This window comes from Mycolicibacterium baixiangningiae, assembly GCF_016313185.1.
GTDB classification, from domain to species: Bacteria; Actinomycetota; Actinomycetes; order Mycobacteriales; family Mycobacteriaceae; genus Mycobacterium; species Mycobacterium baixiangningiae.
Genome location: NZ_CP066218.1, coordinates 966,310 through 984,916 on the forward strand (window position 1 = coordinate 966,310; position 18,607 = coordinate 984,916).

The following is an 18,607-nucleotide window of genomic DNA, read 5'->3' on the forward strand; positions in this document are numbered from 1 at the left end:
TAAGCTCGCTCAGTAGCAGCGCAATGGGGGTATGTCCGACGTTCACCTTGCAGGCGTGCTATGCCTAGATACAAATTCAGCTGGTCGAACCTGCCCGAGTCGCTTCTCGATCAGCTTTGCGAGCACTTGTTCGTCGACAACGGTGGACTGACGTCGCCTGAGGTGCTGCAGGGCGCGTACGGCGCTCGACCGAGGGAAAACTTCGTCGTCGAGGCGTGGGAGCCGCTACGCGAAATCTGGCTCAGTGGCGACAAGCCGTCACGGGACCGGGTGGTTGGCGACGCTGCGCGAGCTACGCCACGAGCACGAACGCGCCACCAGCCGTCGCGCGCAGATGGACTATCTCCGCGACCTTCGGAACGCGAAGACCCTGCGTGCTGTCGTTCTCGAAGCGTTCATCGAGTTGGGCGAAGTAGCCCCCGACGAGACCGAGCCCCACGTCGAAGCACCAGAGCCCTCGAAACCCGCAATCGTCCGTAAGCCCAGCCCACCCTCACCACTTCCCGGAGATGACGTGTCCACCCCCGTTGTAGACAGCCCCCAAGACCTCAACGTCGCCCCTGGCTCGATCGTGGTCATCCGCGACGAAGAGTGGTTGGTCACTTCAGCGGAACAGGGCGCCGACGGTTGGTTGGTCCTGGTGCGTGGGCTTTCCGAGCTCGTCGCCGAGACCACCGCAGCGTTCTACTCGAGCCTCGACACGATCGAGGTTCAAGATCCGAGTAAGGCCAAGGTCGTGGCCGACGGCTCCTCCGGGTACCGCGACTCCCGGCTCTGGCTCGAAGCGCTGCTGCGCAAGACGCCGGTGCCCTACGGCGACCAGGCGCTGACGGTCTCGACGCACATGCTCGCCGACGCGCTGGCCTATCAACAGGCGGCAGTCACCAAGGCGCTCGATCCGCAGCACATCCGCCCTCGCATCCTGATCGCCGACGCGGTCGGGCTCGGTAAGACGCTGGAGATCGGCATGATCCTGGCCGAGTTGGTGCGCCGCGGGCGAGGTGAGCGCATTCTCGTCGTCACGCCCAAGCACGTGCTGGAGCAGATGCAGCACGAGCTGTGGTGTCGCTTCGCGCTCCCGTTCGTCCGGCTCGACTCGACGGGCATTCAGAAGGTTCGCCAGAAACTGCCGGCCACCCGCAACCCCTTCACGTACTTCAAGCGCGCCATCATCTCGATCGACACCCTGAAGAGCCCCCGCTACAAGGCTCACCTGGAACGCCAGCAGTGGGACGCGGTCGTCATCGACGAGTCGCACAACCTCACCAACGCCGGCACTCAGAACAACGAACTGGCCCGCATCCTCGCCCCGAACACCGAGGCGCTGATTCTGGCGTCGGCGACCCCGCACAACGGCAAGGAGGAGTCGTTCGCCGAACTGCTACGACTGCTCGACCCGACGGTCGTGCACGCCGACGGCACGTTCACCAAGCCCGACGTCGAGTCGTTGCTGATCCGCCGACACCGGCACAGCCCCGACGTCGCCGCCGAAGTCGGAAGCGACTGGGCCGAGCGCGCCGAGCCAGTGCACCTGCTGGTCAAACCGTCACCCGCTGAGGACGCCGTCGCCGCCGAGCTGTCACAGACCTGGCTGCACCCCCGGGGCAAGTCCTCGCCGTACTCCGGCGACACCAAGGCGCTGTTTCCCTGGACGTTGGCCAAGGCGTTCCTGTCGTCGCCGGCCGCACTCGCCGAGTCGATCAAGCAGCGCCGCAGCAAGCTCGATCCGGGCGACCCCGCCCAACGCGCCGAACTCACCGCTTTGACCACGCTGGACGAACTGAACGCCGCCGCGATGCAAGAACAAGCCGGCAAGTTCGCCGCACTGGTGAAGCGGCTCCACGACATCGGTGTGGGCAAGAAGTCCTCAATGCGAGCCGTGGTCTTCGCCGAGCGGATCGCGACGCTCACGTGGCTGCGCGACCACCTGCCCGCGGCCCTCGGTTTGGCCGCCGACAACGTCGCGATGCTGCACGGCGGCCTGTCCGACGTCGAGCAACAGGAACTCGTCGACAGCTTCAAGCTGGAGACTTCACCCATCCGGGTGCTGGTCACCGGGGACGTGGCCTCAGAGGGCGTGAACCTGCACGCCCAGTGTCATCACCTCATCCACTACGACATTCCGTGGAGCCTCATCCGCATCGAACAGCGCAATGGCCGCATCGACCGTTATGGGCAGAAGCACCCGCCGGTGATCTCGTCGCTGATCCTGGAACCGTCCGACCCGGAGTTCTCGGGCGACCTGCGGGTGCTGTCGCGCCTGCTGGAGCGAGAGAACCAGGCGCACACCACGCTTGGCGACGTAGCCTCGCTGATGGGCAAGCACAGCGTCACCGAGGAGGAAAACGTCATCCGTAACGTCCTCGCCAAGGGCGCGACGCTCGAAGACGCCGTCCGCAACGCCGACGAGGTCGCCGCCGGCGAGGATCTGGACGCGTTCTTCGCACAATTCGACACCGACGACGATGCTCCGACGACCCTGCCCGCGACACCGCGTCAGAGCCTGTACCCCGATGACCTGACGTTCCTGGATGAAGCCTTGCACGCGGCATTCCACGACATGCCACACGCCGCGCCCGACCAGGGCGGCATCGGCTGGACGGTTAGCGCGCCACACGGCATCGCCGAACTCGCCCCGCCGCGCGATCTGCGGCAACGGCTAGCGCAGCTCCCGCAGAACTATCTGCAGCACGGCCGGGTCTTGGAGAAGCTCAAACTCGCCACCAACACCGCGGTTGGCAACGCGCAACTGCGTGCAGCGCGAGAAGGCAAGGGCGTCAACGGCACCACCTGGCCCGAGGCGCACTACCTGGGCCCGCTGCACCCGGTGCTCGACTGGGCTAGCGACCGCGCGCTGACCGCACTGGGTCGTAACCAAGTGTTCATCATCCGCGGCGAGGTGGAAACACCGACAGTGCTCCTGATGGGCACGCTGACCAACAAACGGGGACAACTGATCTCGCGGGTGTTCTCCACCGCGGTGTTCCCCAATCCGGCCAACACCAAATTCTGCATGGTCGAACCGCTCGAGGACATCGCATTCCTCAGCACACAGACAGCGCTGCGCCCCGGCTCGTCGAACCCCGGCCCAGTGGCCAATGCGGAGCGCTATCAGGCCTTGATCCCCATCGCCGTCGAGCATGCCCGTCGGGAGATGCGCTGGGTGCTCGACGCGCAAGAGGCTGCGACCACCGAAAGACTGACGCAGTGGCGTAAACGCGCGCGGCGATGGCACGACGACGCCGAACAACTCGAACTATTCGGAGCGCAGCGTTCACGGGTAGGCAAGCTCAGCCAGCGCATCAACGAGGAACAGCGCCTGGCCGATCTGTTGGCACCGACCCAGCAGCTCGTGCGCCCGCTGCTCGTCGTCGTGGCCGCCGATGCGCCCGTCGCTGGAAAGGAATTCTGAGAACCGTGCCCTCCTACGATTCCATCGTCGTCGGCGAAGACTGGATCAGCGAGCATTACTTCACCACCGATTCGCCACGGGAGTCCTTCCAGGGCAAGGTGATCGAGTTGCGCAAGCAGTGGGATGCCGAAGCCGCCGAAGGGCGGGAGACGGTGCGACGCCGGCTGCAGGCTGCGGCCGGTGAACTGCAGACGGTGCTGTCGACGCTGGACGAGAACCCCAACGGTGCGGCAGCGGCCCACCAGCTGATCCGGACCGCCCTCGGCTTTCCCGAACCGTTGACCGACTACACCGGCGACCGTGCCGGAACCGAGATGCGGCTTCCGCAGGCCCGGCTCGCCGGCGTGACAAGCGCACTGTTCCTGCAAGCGGCGCCCGTCACCACCGTCGACGATCTGCTTGACCCGGATACCGGCCTGCTGCTGGACGCGGGGGACGAGGACAACAAGCCCATCGTCTCAGTGTCGAAAGCGGTGTCTGCGGCGTTCCGCGCCGACGAGCCGCCGGCGTTCGTCGTGGTGCAGGCCGGCCAGTGGGTGCTGCTGGCTGAGGCGCAGCGGTGGGCGGAAGGGCGGTACCTGGCGGTCGATCTGCTGGTGGTCACCGAGCGCCGTGAGGAGAAGCGCGGCGGCGAACTTGACCGGACCGCAGCGATTCTCGGTCGGCAAGCTTTGGTGCCCGACGCCGACGGCAACATCTGGTGGACGGGTGTTCTCGAAGACTCGGTCAAGCACACCGTCGGGGTGTCCAAGGACCTGCGCGAGGGCATCCGGCTGTCCATCGAGATCATCGCCAACGATGTGGTGCGGCGCCGCGCCGCCAAGGACATGCCACTCGATCAGATCGACGCCCAACAACTGGCCAAGCACGCGCTGCGCTTCCTCTACCGAATCCTGTTCCTGCTCTACGCCGAAGCCTCCCCGGAGCTACGGGTGCTGCCATCGGGCGTACCGGAATACGGCGAGGGCTACGGCCTGGACCGGCTGCGGGAACTCACCCTCACCGAACTAGTCTCGCCGACCGCGAAGTCGGGCACCCACCTCTATCAGTCGTTAGCGACGCTGTTCCGCCTAGTCGACAAAGGCCATGCCCCGCGCGGGCCCGAGGTCGACGGCGCTGACGAGCCGGCGCCCGGGCTGGAGTTCAACGAGTTGCGCGCCGACCTCTTCGATCGGAAGGCCACGGCGCTCATCGACGAGGTGGGTCTGAGCAACGAGGCTACCCAGCGTGTGCTGCAACATCTGCTGCTGTCCAAAGAGTCGAAGGGACGCAGGGGATCCGACCGCGGCTTCATCTCCTACGCCGAACTCGGCATCAACCAGCTCGGTGCGGTGTACGAGGGGCTGATGTCGTACACCGGCTTCTTCGCTGAAGAGGACCTCTACGAGGTCGCTAAGAACGGTGACCCGGAGAAGGGATCGTGGGTGGTCCCGGTGTCGCGGGCGGATCACCTCTCGGAGTCGGACTTCGTGACGACGCTCGACGAGGCGAGGGGCGAGAGCATCCCCGTCGTCCACGCGAAGGGCACCTTCGTCTTCCGGCTCGCGGGACGCGAGCGTCAGCAGTCGGCGTCGTACTACACGCCCGAAGTGCTGACGAAGTTCGTCGTGTCCCAGGCGCTCGAAGAACTGCTGGACCAGAACGACGTGCGCACCACCCCGGAGCAGATCCTCGGGTTGACCGTCTGCGAGCCGGCTCTGGGCTCGGGTGCGTTCGCGATCGAGGCGGTGCGGCAACTCGCCGCCGAGTACCTCAAACGCCAGCAGGAAGATCGTCACGAGGTCATCGACGCCGACAGGTACCAGGAGGAATTGCAGAAGGTGAAGGCGCACATCGCCCTTCACCAGGTGTACGGGGTTGACCTCAACGCGACGGCGGTCGAACTGGCCGAGATCTCGCTGTGGCTGGAGACCATGGTCGCCGGCTTGCAAGCACCTTGGTTCGGCCTGCACCTGCGCCGCGGCAACTCGCTGATCGGGGCCCGTCGGGCGGTCTACGCGCCCACCCTGCTGGCCAAGAAGGCCTGGCTGACGACGGTGCCGAACGACGTCCCGCTGGGTGAAGAGATCGGTGCGGGCATCCACCACTTCCTGTTGCCGTCACAAGGCTGGGGCGCGGTGATCGACACCCCCGAAGCCAAGACGTACGCGCCGGACAAACGCGAAGAACTGCGCCTGTGGCGCAACGGGATTCGCGGCAACCCCAGCGCAACGATCAGGAAAAGGCTGGCCGCGCTAGCTGAACGCGTCGAGACGCTGTGGGGGTTCACGCTACGCCGTTTGACCATTGCTGAGTCCGAGATCCACCGGGCCATCGACGTCTGGGGCCTTGAGTCCGCGAAGTCGTCTGAATCGGCGGTTACACGCGAGCAGATCGAAGAGGTGCTGCAGGACGAGAACGGCGCATATCGACGTCTGCGCCGCGTGATGGACGCCTGGTGTGCACTCTGGTCGTGGCCGCTGACAACCGACATCGAGCCGCCCGACTGGGACCAATGGGTTGGCGGGCTTGAAGCCATCCTCGGTGTATCTCCGAAGGCCGGCAAGTTCGAGAAGTACGGGCAGACCAGCCTTGCCGGCGACCTCAATTGGGAGGAACTCGACCTCGCGGAGGACACCGATCGCACGTTCGCACAGACACTTTCGATCGAGAAAGCCCTCGGCGGATTTCCCTGGCTGACGGTCGCGGAGTCGATCACCGCGGAGCAAGGCTTCTTCCACTGGGAGCTGGACTTCGCACCGGTGTTCGCGCGAGGTGGCTTTGATCTGCAGGTAGGCAATCCACCGTGGGTAAAACCGGACTGGGACGAGACGGCGGTTCTGGCAGAGTTCGACCCCTGGTGGCGGTTAGTGGACAAGGCGGCTGAGTCGACGATTCGCGACAAGCGGGAGTCGACGCTAGCGGATGCATCCAACCGAACCATTCTTCTCGACGAACGGTCGGTCCAGGCGGCACTGAAGGAACATCTCGGATCGGGCGTCGACCGACCGTTTCTGACGGCCCTGCAGCCCGACCTGTATCGCGGTTTTATGGACCGAACGTGGCGCTCCATGGCGCCGGCGGGAATTGTGGGATTAATCCATCCGGAGAGTCACTTCACGGAGCTCCGGGCGAGAAATCTGCGCAAGGAATCATATCGTCGGCTGCGGCGGCACTGGCAGTTCAAGAATAACGCTTACATCTTTCGCGAGATCAGCGACAAGCGAGACTTCGGTGTCCACATCTATGGACCCTCTCGCGAAGTAATCAACTTCTTGCAGGCGGGCTGGTTGTATAACCCAAGCGTGCTTGAACGGTCACTCAATCATGATGGCTCAGGCCCGGCGCCGGGTGTGCGTGATGACGAAGACAATTGGGACATGCGTCCACACAAGCAGCGCATCGTCCGTGTCGACCAGTCGATTCTCAAGGGTTGGGCGGCACTTGTTGATGAGCCTAGTATTCCACCCGAAGAAGCGCGCATGCTTTACCCAGTGAACCGCGCCAGCGCCGAGGTGCTCGATAAAATCGCAGCCGCAACGCGATTGGGTGATATTGCGTTCGAGGTGACTCGTGGATGGGAAGAAGACCGCGACCGTAGACTCGGTTACTTTCGCGCGGAGTCTGCTGTCCCCAGAGAATGGTCGAGGGTAATCCTGCAGGGTCCGCACCTGACTGTGGCGACGCCGTTGTATCAGCAACCGAATCCGAACCCTAAGAGCCGTCAAGATACTGCGCTGCTTGACCTCGATGTCCTCGGTGAGGATTTCATTCCGCGTACCAGCTACCAGGTCGCAAAGCCGCTCGCCGAATACTCTGCCGCCTATCCGAAGTGGCACGGCGATCCCAGCTCGTCTTACTTCCGGTTGGTGTGGCGGCGGATGGCTGACTCCGCGACCGTGAGAACCCTTCATGCGGCGGTTATCCCGCCCGGACCGTGCCACGTTTTTCTTCTTTGGTCTGCCCTGTTGCCCGACCTTCGCGACACCGCTGTGGCTGCGGGAATATGGGCATCGTTGCCGGTCGACTTCTTCGCGAAAGTTGCTGGGGTATCGGATTTCACTCTTAATGTTGTTAGTCGCATACCGCATGTTCGCGGCCATGGTCTCGAATCTCATCTGATTCTTCGTGCCCTGCGGCTTAACTGCCTTATCGGCCCGTACTCGCCGATGTGGGAAGAGTTGTACGACGGGGAGTGGCAACGCGATTCCTGGGTGCCGCACATCGGCGTCGACTACTCCGGTCGCACCCCACTGGGCGGCGTCAAACCCGAGTGGGAGTGGGCGACGCCTCTCCGCCGCGCTGCTGACCGTCGCCAGGCTCTTGTGGAGATCGATGCGATTGTGGCGATCATGCTCGGCATCACTGCTGAGGAGTTGCTCACGATCTACCGCACTCAGTTCCCGGTGCTACAGAAGTACGAACGTGACGCACTTTATGACGCGAATGGACGCCAACTACCAGGCAAGCTGGCGTCGGAGTATCGCAAGAAGGGAACGGTTAAGGCTGAAGACCTCACCGTTAACGGCGTCACCTACATCGAGCCCTTCGTCGGGGTAGATCGAGAACGCGATATGGAATTGGCGCACAAGCACTTCAGCGCTCTAGTTGGAGAGCTGTAGCAGATGCAGTCAGCCGTTGTTCGGCGGATCGAAGCCAGGGAGTCGAGTTGAAGAAGATTGACGGGGTGGCCCGGTCAGTGGCCCAGATCCTCAAGGGTTCCAAGTACGTAATCGACTACTATCAGCGTGACTACAAGTGGGAAGAGAAGCAGCTTCAGGAGTTGCTGGACGATCTGAGCGGAAAGTTCCTTGAGGCGTACGATCCGTCGCACCGGCGCGATGCCGTGGCGACGTACCCGTTCTACTTCCTCGGCTCAATCGTCATCAGTGAGAAGGACACCCAACGCTTCATCGTCGACGGGCAACAGCGACTCACCACTCTTACCCTGCTTTTGACATACCTGCGGGAACTGCAGGGCGCAAACCGCGAACCCAACATCGACGAACTGATCATCTCCGACACCTTCGGCAAGCGATCCTTCAATCTCGACGTCGATGACCGCATCGCCTGCATGACTGCGCTCTACGACGGACTTCCGTTCACTGCGTCCCCGGCTGACAGCGATTCGGTCCGCAACTTGGTCGAGCGCTACGACGACATCGGTGAACTGTTGCCCAAACAGCTTCAGGGCGAGGCTCTCCCGTACTTCATTGACTGGTTGCAGCACTGCGTCCAGATCATCCAGATCACCGCCTACAGCGACGATGACGCTTACACGATTTTCGAGACCATGAACGACCGTGGGCTTCAACTCCGCCCGGTTGACATGCTCAAGGGTTACTTGCTAGCCGGAATCGACGAGGACACCCGCCGGGTGCCCGCGGACCTGTGGCGCCATCGTGTGCAGGACCTCGCCGCGTTGGGTAAAGAGCTCGACGCCGACTTCTTCAAGGCGTGGCTGCGTAGCCAGTACGCCGAGACAATCCGTGAACGCCGCAAGGGTGCCGTGGGTTTGGACTACGACAAGATCGGCACCGAGTTTCACCGCTGGCTACGCAGCAATGCGCCTCGAATCGGCCTGCAACAGTCGGCGGACTTCGCGCGATTCATCGGCAACGATTTCGAGTTCTACAGCCGCCACTTCGCCACGATTATGTCGGCCACCAAAGCGCCGGTGTTAGTCGCGGGTCTGGAACGAGTGCGTTACAACGCCGACCACCAATTCACCCTGCAGCTTCCGATGCTGCTCGCGCCGCTCGTCGTCGGTGAGGATGACGCGGTGGCGGTACGCAAGATCGGACTGGTCGCTCAATTCGTCGACATCTTGCTGAGCTGGCGGATCTGGAACAACCGGGCGATCGACGCCTCCACATTGCAGTACCGAACCTTCATAGTCACAAAGGCAATCCGCGGCAAGGATCTCCCAGCGCTGGGTCAATCCCTATACGAGCAACTGATGCAGGAGGTTGAGCGGATCGGCAGCACTGACCGGCTTCGGTTGCATCAACAGAACCGCCGGCCCATCCACAGGCTGCTCGCCCGCCTCACGGACTACATCGAGGTTGAGTCCGGCGGTCACTCGACCTACGTCCAGATGACCACGGGTACGCCAGTCAAGTACGAGGTCGAACACATCTGGGCCAACCATCCGCGCCGACACTCAGATGAGTTCGAGCACGCCGCCGATTTCGCCGACCATCGCAACTTGATCGGCGATCTGCTGTTGCTGCCCAAGAAGTTCAACGCCAGCTACGGCGACATGACGTTCGAGAAGAAGCTGCCGCACTACAACGCGCAGAACCTTTTGGCGCGCTCACTGAATCAACAGTGCTACCAAAACAACCCGGGCTTTCTCCAGTTCATCGCTCGCACCGGGTTGCCGTTCCGACCATATGACGATTTCACCGCGCAGGCGGTCCTAGATCGCGGCACTCTTTATCAGCAGGTAGCACAACATCTATGGAACCCAGACGACCTGCTGATTACCGACGACACGGTTTCATCGCCATGAATCAGGTGATGTAGCTGATGGGCGCACTCCTACCCACTTTGCAGGCCGAACGCCTTCGCGAGGGTCTGACCGATTACCTGGCAACCACGTTCGCGCTTACTGACCCCGACGCGCAATCGGCGCTGACCGATTTCGTCGGCGATCCGGACAACGGGATGTTCAAGGGACCGTACGTGCGGCTGCGGCTCCCGTTCGCCCCGGCCGGCGACGACTGGGCCGAGCACCTGGACTGGTGGCCGCCGGACTTCACCCCGTACGGACACCAGGCCCGCGCGTTCGCACATTTGTCGACCAAGCAGGGGCAGCGCCCAAAGGCCACGCTGGTCACCACCGGTACCGGATCGGGCAAGACTGAGGCGTTCCTCTATCCGATCCTCGATCACGTGTTGCGCGCCAAGAAGTCCGGTGTCACGGGCATGAAGGCGCTGATCCTCTACCCGATGAACGCGCTCGCCAACGACCAGGCCGAGCGGCTCGCCAAGCTCATCGCCGGCGACCGCGCGCTGGCCGCGGTCAGCGCCGGGCTCTACACCGGCGAGCAGTCCAGCGGCGGACGAACCCGGGTGTCGGCGGACGGGCTGATCACCGACCGCGCTCTCATGCACGACGCGCCACCGGACATCCTGCTCACCAACTACAAGATGCTCGACCACATGCTGCTGCATCCGGGCCGCGCCGACATGTGGCGGCTGTCCGCAGAATCGCTGCAGTACTTGGTGCTCGACGAGTTCCACACCTACGACGGTGCGCAGGGCACCGACGTCGCTATGCTGCTGCGTCGGCTCGGCCTGACGCTGAAGAGTCACTGGACCGCGACGTCGCGCGTCACCGACGAGGACCGAAGCCGCCCGCTCGGCAGGGTCACTCCGGTGGCAACGTCGGCGACGCTGGGCTCACGTGCGGCGCCGTCGGCGATGCTCGACTTCGCGCACACCGTGTTCGGCGAAGCCTTCAACGCTGATGCGGTGATCGAGGAGACGCGACTTACCCCCGACCAGTGGCGTAGTGCGCGGCTCGGGACCCGTGACGCCGAGTGGAGACCCGTCGAACCGGGGCTGCCCGACGCGCTGGAACGGATCACCAACGCGGCCCTCTCCGCCACCGACAACCAGGCCATCGCTTCCGCGGTCTTCGCCGAACTATTCGAGAAGCCCGCTCAATCGGACCTCTTCGGAAAGCCCAGCCAGTCTGAGCTCTTCGAGACGGCCACCCAGTCTGACCTCTTTGAGGAACCCACCCCTTCAGGTGCCTCCGCCGTCGGGTCGGACCTGACCATTGATGACATGCTCGATCAGCTCAAGCGGCACCGGTTCATTCAAGCCGTGTTGGAGGGGTCTGTCGACGCCGTGTCGTTGGCCGACCTGGCGAATCGGGTGTTCCCCGCCGTGGCCGTCGATCGCGACGCCGCGCGCACCCACGCCATACGAGTCCGCTTCCTGGAGTTCGTCTTCGCGTTGCTCTCCCACGTTCGTGCTGAGGTCGGTCGCGCGGCACTCGGCGTCGACGTTCATCTGTGGATCCGGGAACTCAGTCGGGTCGACCGGGCGGTCCGGGCCGCCACCGAGTACCGCTGGTCCGACGACGGGGCACTGGCCGACGACAACGAGCTCTACCTGCCCGCGGTGTACTGCCGGCATTGCGGTCGCTCCGGATGGGGGGCCCGCCTCGCACCGACGGGAACCGCACTCGATGTCACCGACGAGGCGATCCGCGCCGACCACGCCGCTGGCGCGTCCCGGTTCCGTGCGCTGATCTCCGCGCCCGCCGAGGCGCAGGTGTCCGGCGGTGTGGAAGGGCTGCGTTGGTTTCACCTGGACCACCGCGAACTGCTCGACACCACCCCCGACCCAGAGAGCGCCGACGTCGTCGACGGAGGGCTGCTGCCGGTGCTCACCCTGATCGGACCCGACGCCGACGAGCAGTCCAAGGAGGACGTGTGCCCGGCGTGCGGGGCCACCGACGGCATCCGCTTCCTGGGCAGCGCGGTGGCCACCCAGCTGTCGGTCACGCTGTCAAACCTGTTCGGCGACAAGACCCTCGACGCCGCCGAGAAGAAGGCGCTGATGTTCACCGACAGCGTCCAGGATGCTGCGCACCGGGCCGGATTCGTGCAGGCCCGCTCGCACAGCCTCACCTTGCGCACCGCGCTGCGCGGCGCCTTGGGCGACGGTGAACTCGACCTCGACGAGTTGAGTCAGGCCGTCATCAGCCGTGCGGGCAACGACCCGATGCTGCGCTACCAATTGCTGCCACCCGATATCGTCGACCGCGATGAGTTCGTCGCGTTCTGGCAACCCGACGCCCACCCCAACTCGCGGCGCGCCGCGGAGAACAAGGCCAAACGGCGGCTGCGGTTCGACGTCGACCTCGAATTCGGGTTGCAGTCCCGCACCGGCCGCACCCTGGAACTCACCGGCAGCGTCGCCGCTGAGGTCTACCTGGGTGCTCCGCACAAGGCGCCGATCCTCGGGCGACGCGCACTCGATCGGGCCGACCCCACCCAACTGCCACTGACCGGGGTTTCTGACGAGGCACTGGCCAGATGGGTACGCGGCACAGCGGAACGGGTCCGCACCCGCGGTGGTATCCACCACGACTGGTTGCGCCCGTATATCGAGAAGAACGCCAACCGCTACCACGTCTGGGGCGGCCGGCCGCGCGGCCAGGGCATGCCCGCCTTCCCGAAAGGTCGACCCGCACCCGCCTTTCCGGCGCTCAAGTCCGGAACTGGGACGCTGCCTGAGGGCTTCGACGCGATCACGGCCGCGTCGTCCTGGTATGCCCGATGGGCCACGAGATGCCTGGACGTCAGCCCACACGATGGCACCTACCTGGCCAAGGCGCTGTTTGCCGAACTCACCGACCAGATGCTGCTATCCACCCTCACCACTGAAACGGGCTCCACCGTCTACTATCTGGCGCCCGCCACCGTGCAGGTGAGCGCGCCCCCCGTGGAGGCACTGCTCAACATGCGGCATTTGCTTGCCTGCGATGTCTGCCAGACCCCCGTCCCGGGCAGCACCACCACCATTGACGAACTCGATGGCGCACCCTGCATCCTGATCCGTTGTCCCGGTTGGCTCCGCCGAACTCCCAAAGCCGACAACTTCTACCGGCGGCTCTACGACTCGACCAACATGAGACGCGTCGTCGCCCGCGAGCACACGAGTCTGCTGCCAACCAAGACCCGGCTCGACTACGAGACCGCCTTCAAATGCGGCGGCACCGACCCGCAAGCTCCCAACGTGCTCGTCGCGACGCCCACGTTGGAGATGGGCATCGACATCGGCGACCTGTCCACTGTGATGCTCGGATCACTGCCCCGCTCGGTGTCTTCGTACCTGCAGCGCGTCGGCCGCGCCGGCCGGCTGACCGGGAACTCGCTGATCCTGGCCTACGTCCGTGGTCGCGGCGAACACCTTCCGAAGCTGTTCGAACCGCTGTCGGTGATCCAAGGTGACGTGCGGCCACCCGCGACGTTCCTCAGTGCCGAGGAGATCCTGCAGCGGCAGTACGTCGCCCACATCGTCGACCAATTCGCCCGCGATCCAAAGCTCGATCCGCCGACAGACGCGCGCTCAGTGCTCGGCGATGATGGCGATAACAGCTGGCTGGCGCGGTTGCTCGAGACCGCCGCGACCGATAGCGCGGAGCTGCTCAACCGCTTCTTAGGCCAGTTCGGCGACCATCTCAGCCCGGATTCCGTTGCCGGCCTCCGGGCGTGGGCCAGCGCCCCTTCCGAAGGGGGGCCGAGCGGGCTTACCCAGCGGCTAATGGCCGCGAGCTACCAATGGCGACTAGACCTCGACGAACTCACCACACGCAGAGCCGCCGTCGACGCCGACTTGCCCGAGTTCGAACGCCGCGCGTCGTCACCGGCAGCCACCGACGACGATCGGCGCGCTTACAAGATCGCCAAGGGCTCACTCAAACTCCTTGGTGCGCAGATTAACTCACTGACTCGCGACTACTGGATCGCGGTGCTCGAACGCTACGGCGTACTGCCCAACTACACGCTGCTCGACGATGCGGTCACCTTGGATGTCGGCGTCACTTGGATCGACCCGGATAGCAACGAGTACATGGGGGAGGAGCTCAGTTACCAGCGGGGATCGCGGGTGGCCCTCACCGAACTGGCCCCCGGGGCCACGTTCTATGCTCAAGGTCTTGCCGTCACCATTGACGCGGTTGACTTGGGAACCGGCGAGTCCAACATTCATTCCTGGCAGGTCTGCCCACAATGCGGCTGGGCCAGGACGGGACCGTCCGGGCCGACGCCCGAACCGGCGGCGAGTTGCCCTCGCTGTCACAGTGGTGCCATCGCCGACGTTAGTCAGCACCTGCCTGTCGTCGAGATGACCCGGGTGTCGGCCGAGGTGCGTCGTGACGAGGCGACCATCAATGACATCCGTGACAACCGCAAGCAGGAACCGTTCACTATCGTCACCGCTGCTGATATCGATCCCACACAGGTGGGCCGCACCTGGTTCCGGGAGAGTTCGGCTTTTGGTGCTGAGTACCTGCGGCGCTTGGATATTCGGTGGATCAATCTGGGTCGGCGGACGTCGAAGGGCAAGAAGCGGCTGATCGCCGGACAAGAGTCGGCCAGCGGCCTGTTCCGCGTGTGCGCCGCCTGCGGCCAACTCGACGGTGCAGCGGGGCGCAACAGCCGCTACGAGCACCGCACCTGGTGCCGTCTGCGTGATTCGGCCAGTGAGGACGTTCGCGACATTGCCCTGGCCCGCCGATTGCGCACCCAGGGCGTTCTGCTGCATCTGCCGCCGCAGATGGAGTTCGACAACTTCGCTCATCCCAGCCTCGCCGCTGCGATCCTGCTGGGGTTGCGCCAGGTGATTGGTGGTTCGCCTGAGCACCTTGACGTCGCCACCATTAGCGACGCGCTCTGGGCACCTGACCGCCGGGCGCTACTCATTCACGACACCGTTCCTGGCGGCACCGGCTATCTCGCCGAATTCGCAGACCACACTAAGGTTTTCGCCGCACTCGCCGCCGCTCGTCAGATCGTGCGCGAATGCCCCTGCCGAGACGAGGACCGACTGGCGTGCCACCGTTGTCTGCTGCCGTTCGCCGCGCCCTACGAGATGGATAAGGTATCCCGGCTGACGGCGTTGAAACTGCTCGACGACATCCTGGATGTCGGGTCGCATGCCACCCCTGACCTCGAGGACTGGACCGCCGACGTCACCGAGAAGGCACCTCCTCCCACGCCGGTGAGCGACGAGTCGTTCCTTGAACGTGACTTCTACGCATCGTTCATCGCTCGGCTCAAATTGATGGGCGCGGCCGTCGTCGAGAAGCCCGGCACGTATGGACCGTCGGCGACGATCACGCTGCAGGGCAGTACGCCACGTAAATGGTCATTGCGGCCGCAGGTTTCGCTTGACTTTGTCAAGCCGGACTTCGTGCTGCAGACTGCCGATCCCGACATCCCCCGAATCGCCATCTTCGCCGACGGCCGCGCCTTTCACGCCGGGACCGGCGACCGCAACCGCGTGGCCGACGACGCCGACAAGCGCGCGGCACTGCGAAAGGCCGGTTTTCTGGTGTGGTCCTTCAGCCATGACGATCTGCAGCGCTTCAAAGCTGGTGAATCAGCTGAGCCCAGTTGGTTCGATCAGAAGGCGGCCAACTTTGTCACCAGCAAGTTCCACGTGCAGCCCAGCCTGGTCCGGTTGCAGGCGAAGGACCCGGTAACCCAACTGCTGGAGTTCATGATCGATCCAAATTTCGACGCATGGAAGCACTTCAGCACGTGGATGCCGTACCTGTTTGTACGCGGGGACAATCGCGCGCACAGCGAGTCCGACACCGTGCGAGCCGCCGCGATTACTGCCCTGGACGGAGGGGCCTCGTTCGCGGGCTCCGGTCCGGACATGTGTTGGGCGTATGTTGCCGGCGGCGTCACAGTCACGGCAGGAGTGCGCACAGCCGTCGACCCGCCGAAGGCCGTGCTCGCCGTCGACGACCGTGACGACCGGCTCGACTACTCGGACGGCGCGGCGTGGAAGGAGTGGGTGCGACTGTCCAACTGGTTGGGTATCAGCGATGCCACCCGCGTCTCCACACGCACGCTGTTAGAGGCGGCGCCCCCAGCCGAATGGGACGGTGCGCCAACAGTGTTGCTGCCCGCGGCCTGGGAGGCATTGTTGGCCGAGGCAGTTTCGGACACTGAGCGCGAACTCATCCGCGCCCTCGCTGACGCAGGAGTGGCAGTTCCAGAACTCGGCTACGAAACCGATAGCGGCGACGTCATCGACATGGCATGGGTAGGCGCGAAGATCGGCGTCGCTTTTGACGCCGGTGAATCTCCTAGCGGTTGGACGGTATATCCGGCCGACATCGAACAGCTGGTCTCAGCGTTGAAATCGAACGGGGTGGTGTAGATGGCGAACTTGGTCATCGCGTCGAACAGCAAGGCAATGTCCAAGCTGGACGGCTCGATTAAGAACAAGGTGTACGACTTCTTCGAAAAGCTCAATGCCGATGACACTCAGGCGTCGCTGCACATCGAACCAATGAAGGCGGCAGTCGACCCTCGGGTCCGTACGGGCCGTGTCGACTTGCACTATCGTGCCGTTCTTTTCCGCGTCGACGACAAGTCGAGCGGCCCCACCTATATCTACATGGGCACGTGGGGGCACGACGAGGCCATCAAGCTCGCCGAACGTGCGACGCTGCGGGTCAACCCAATCAACGGCACGCTGGAAGGCTTGATCGGTGAGCCGGCGACAGCATTGGCGGAGCCTGATTCAAAAGCGCTGCCGCCGAAACCCGTTCCCGATGTTTCATATCTTGCGGGTGTCGGTTACACGCTTACCGATCTGACCGACCGCTTGGGCATCAGCGTCGAGGTAGCAGAGCGAGCGATGGCGGCATCGGACGAAGCGGCGCTCATGGATGCCGCTGAAGGCGCACTGGACTGGGAGGGCAGCGCACTGCTCGACCTTGCTACCGGGATCGCGGTCGAAACGATCCGCGAGAAGCACGGATTCACCGAGACGCCCATCGATACCAAGCGCGACGAAGACGAAGAGATCATCAAGGCGCTGGAGCGTCCGGCATCAAAGATGCAGTTCGCCTTTATCGAGGACAACGACGAGTTGCGCCGTGTCATCGAGGGGGGTGACTTCGCCGCGTGGCGGATCTTCCTGCATCCCGAGCAGCGCAAGTATGTCGAGTCGGATACTAGCGGGGCGTTTCGGCTGTCTGGCGGCGCGGGCACCGGCAAGACCGTCGTCGCCATTCACCGAGCGCGGCGGCTCGCGAAGCACAATCCCCACGCACGCATCGTTCTGACGACCTACAACACCGCACTCGCTGACGGTCTGAAGGCTGACGTCCGGGCGCTGGATCCCGATGTCGTCATCGCTGAAAAGCCGGGCGATACCGGAATATACGTCGGTGGGGTCGATTCTTTGGCAAAGGCGGTCGTCGATAGTTCATGGTCGTACGTCAATAGTGCGTTTCAGACGATCTTTGGCCGAAGCGGCGTTGTCGGTCCACAGCGCACGTCGTCCGTCGCGGTGTGGCGCGACGTTGCAGCCACGGTGCAGTCGGGGCTTGACAGCAAGTTGGCGACCCCGGGGTTCCTGGAAAGTGAGTACGTCGCCGTGGTGTTGGCCAACCGGATTATCTCGCTCGAGCAGTACGCAAAGGTGGCGCGGCCGGGTCGAGGGGTGCGGCTCAACCGTCCGCAGCGGATCGCGGTGTGGAATTTGGTCGAGGCCTACCGGCGTCAGAGCGAGATGGACGAGACGCTCAGCTTCCCTGAGGTGTTGGCACTCGCCGCGGAAGCGTTGCGGATAAGAGCGGAGGCGGGGGAAGGGTATCTCGCAGACCACGTGATCGTTGACGAGGCTCAGGATCTGCATGCAACCCACTGGGCGTTGCTGCGTGCGTTGGCGGCCGAGGGGCCGAATGACCTGTTCATCGCCGAGGACTCCCATCAACGCATTTATGGCAGCCCAATTGTGCTGAGCCGCTTCGGCATCAAGATCGTGGGCAGGTCCCGCCGTCTGACGCTGAATTACCGGACGACGGCTCAGAACTTGGCGTTCGCAGTCGGGGTGTTGTCGGGTGCTCAGTACACCGACCTGGAACAAGAGGCAGAGAAGACAACGGATTACCGCTCGGCGCGCAGCGGTCCCGAACCGCAGCTGATCGGATGCGAGAGTCAGGTGGCCGAACTGCAGAAGGTGGCCGACCTGATCAAGGCCTGGCTGGACGACGGCGTAGTGCCCGAAAGCATTGCGGTACTGACGAGGAGCCAGGATGACCGCGACCGATTCGTGCGGGGCCTGAGCGAGCGCGGCGTTTCCGTCCGGGCCGTCGATCGATCAGCGGCTTCTCCAGGTCAGCCAGTTGTTATGACCATGCATCGCGCTAAAGGCATGGAGTTCTCGCGGGTGATCTTGTCCGGCGCCGACGATAAGCACGTTCCGGCTCCAGTCGCGCTGCGGGGGGTACCGGAGGAAGAGCGAACGGAAGCGCTATTGCGGGAGAGATCCTTGCTCTACGTCGCGAGTAGTCGAGCGCGGGACTCGCTTGTCGTGACGTGGAGCGGCAAACAGTCTGAATTGTTGGGAGCCGGAAGATAACCGGCAGAAAGTCGAACGACGAACAAATGGTGGACGCTGACGACCCGATCCACGACAGCGACTGACTTGGAATTCAGCTAATGC

General features: G+C 63.9%; 5 protein-coding genes. All 5 read left to right on the plus strand.

The features are described 5' to 3' along the window. The first annotated feature begins 244 nt into the window (after positions 1–244). From I7X18_RS04610 to I7X18_RS04630, 5 genes are read left to right on the plus strand one after another with little or no spacing between them, the layout of a single operon-like run. On the plus strand, positions 245–3,412 hold the full coding sequence (locus I7X18_RS04610; RefSeq protein ID WP_232375410.1) for a helicase-related protein: 3,168 nt from the start codon (positions 245–247) through the stop codon (positions 3,410–3,412). Between the two features lie 5 nt (positions 3,413–3,417). Next, positions 3,418–8,013, plus strand: coding sequence for an Eco57I restriction-modification methylase domain-containing protein (locus tag I7X18_RS04615; protein ID WP_193044337.1), 4,596 nt, complete (start codon positions 3,418–3,420; stop codon positions 8,011–8,013). A 47-nt stretch (positions 8,014–8,060) separates the two neighbouring features. Then, the gene (locus tag I7X18_RS04620; protein ID WP_193044336.1) at positions 8,061–9,905 is read left to right on the plus strand and encodes a DUF262 domain-containing protein; all 1,845 of its coding nucleotides are present in this window, start codon (positions 8,061–8,063) and stop codon (positions 9,903–9,905) included. A 17-nt stretch (positions 9,906–9,922) separates the two neighbouring features. Beyond that, complete coding sequence (locus I7X18_RS04625) at positions 9,923–16,309, plus strand: DEAD/DEAH box helicase (RefSeq protein ID WP_193044335.1); 6,387 nt, start codon at positions 9,923–9,925, stop codon at positions 16,307–16,309. Beyond that, positions 16,310–18,523, plus strand: a complete 2,214-nt coding sequence (locus I7X18_RS04630; protein WP_193044334.1) for a 3'-5' exonuclease — start codon at positions 16,310–16,312, stop codon at positions 18,521–18,523. It begins immediately after the preceding gene. The last annotated feature ends 84 nt before the right edge of the window (positions 18,524–18,607 follow it).

Coding starts and splice junctions, on each gene's coding strand:
- I7X18_RS04625 (WP_193044335.1), top strand. CDS start 9,923: ATGGGCGCACTCCTACCCACTTTGCAGGCCGAACGCCTTCGCGAGGGT.
- I7X18_RS04630 (WP_193044334.1), top strand. CDS start 16,310: ATGGCGAACTTGGTCATCGCGTCGAACAGCAAGGCAATGTCCAAGCTG.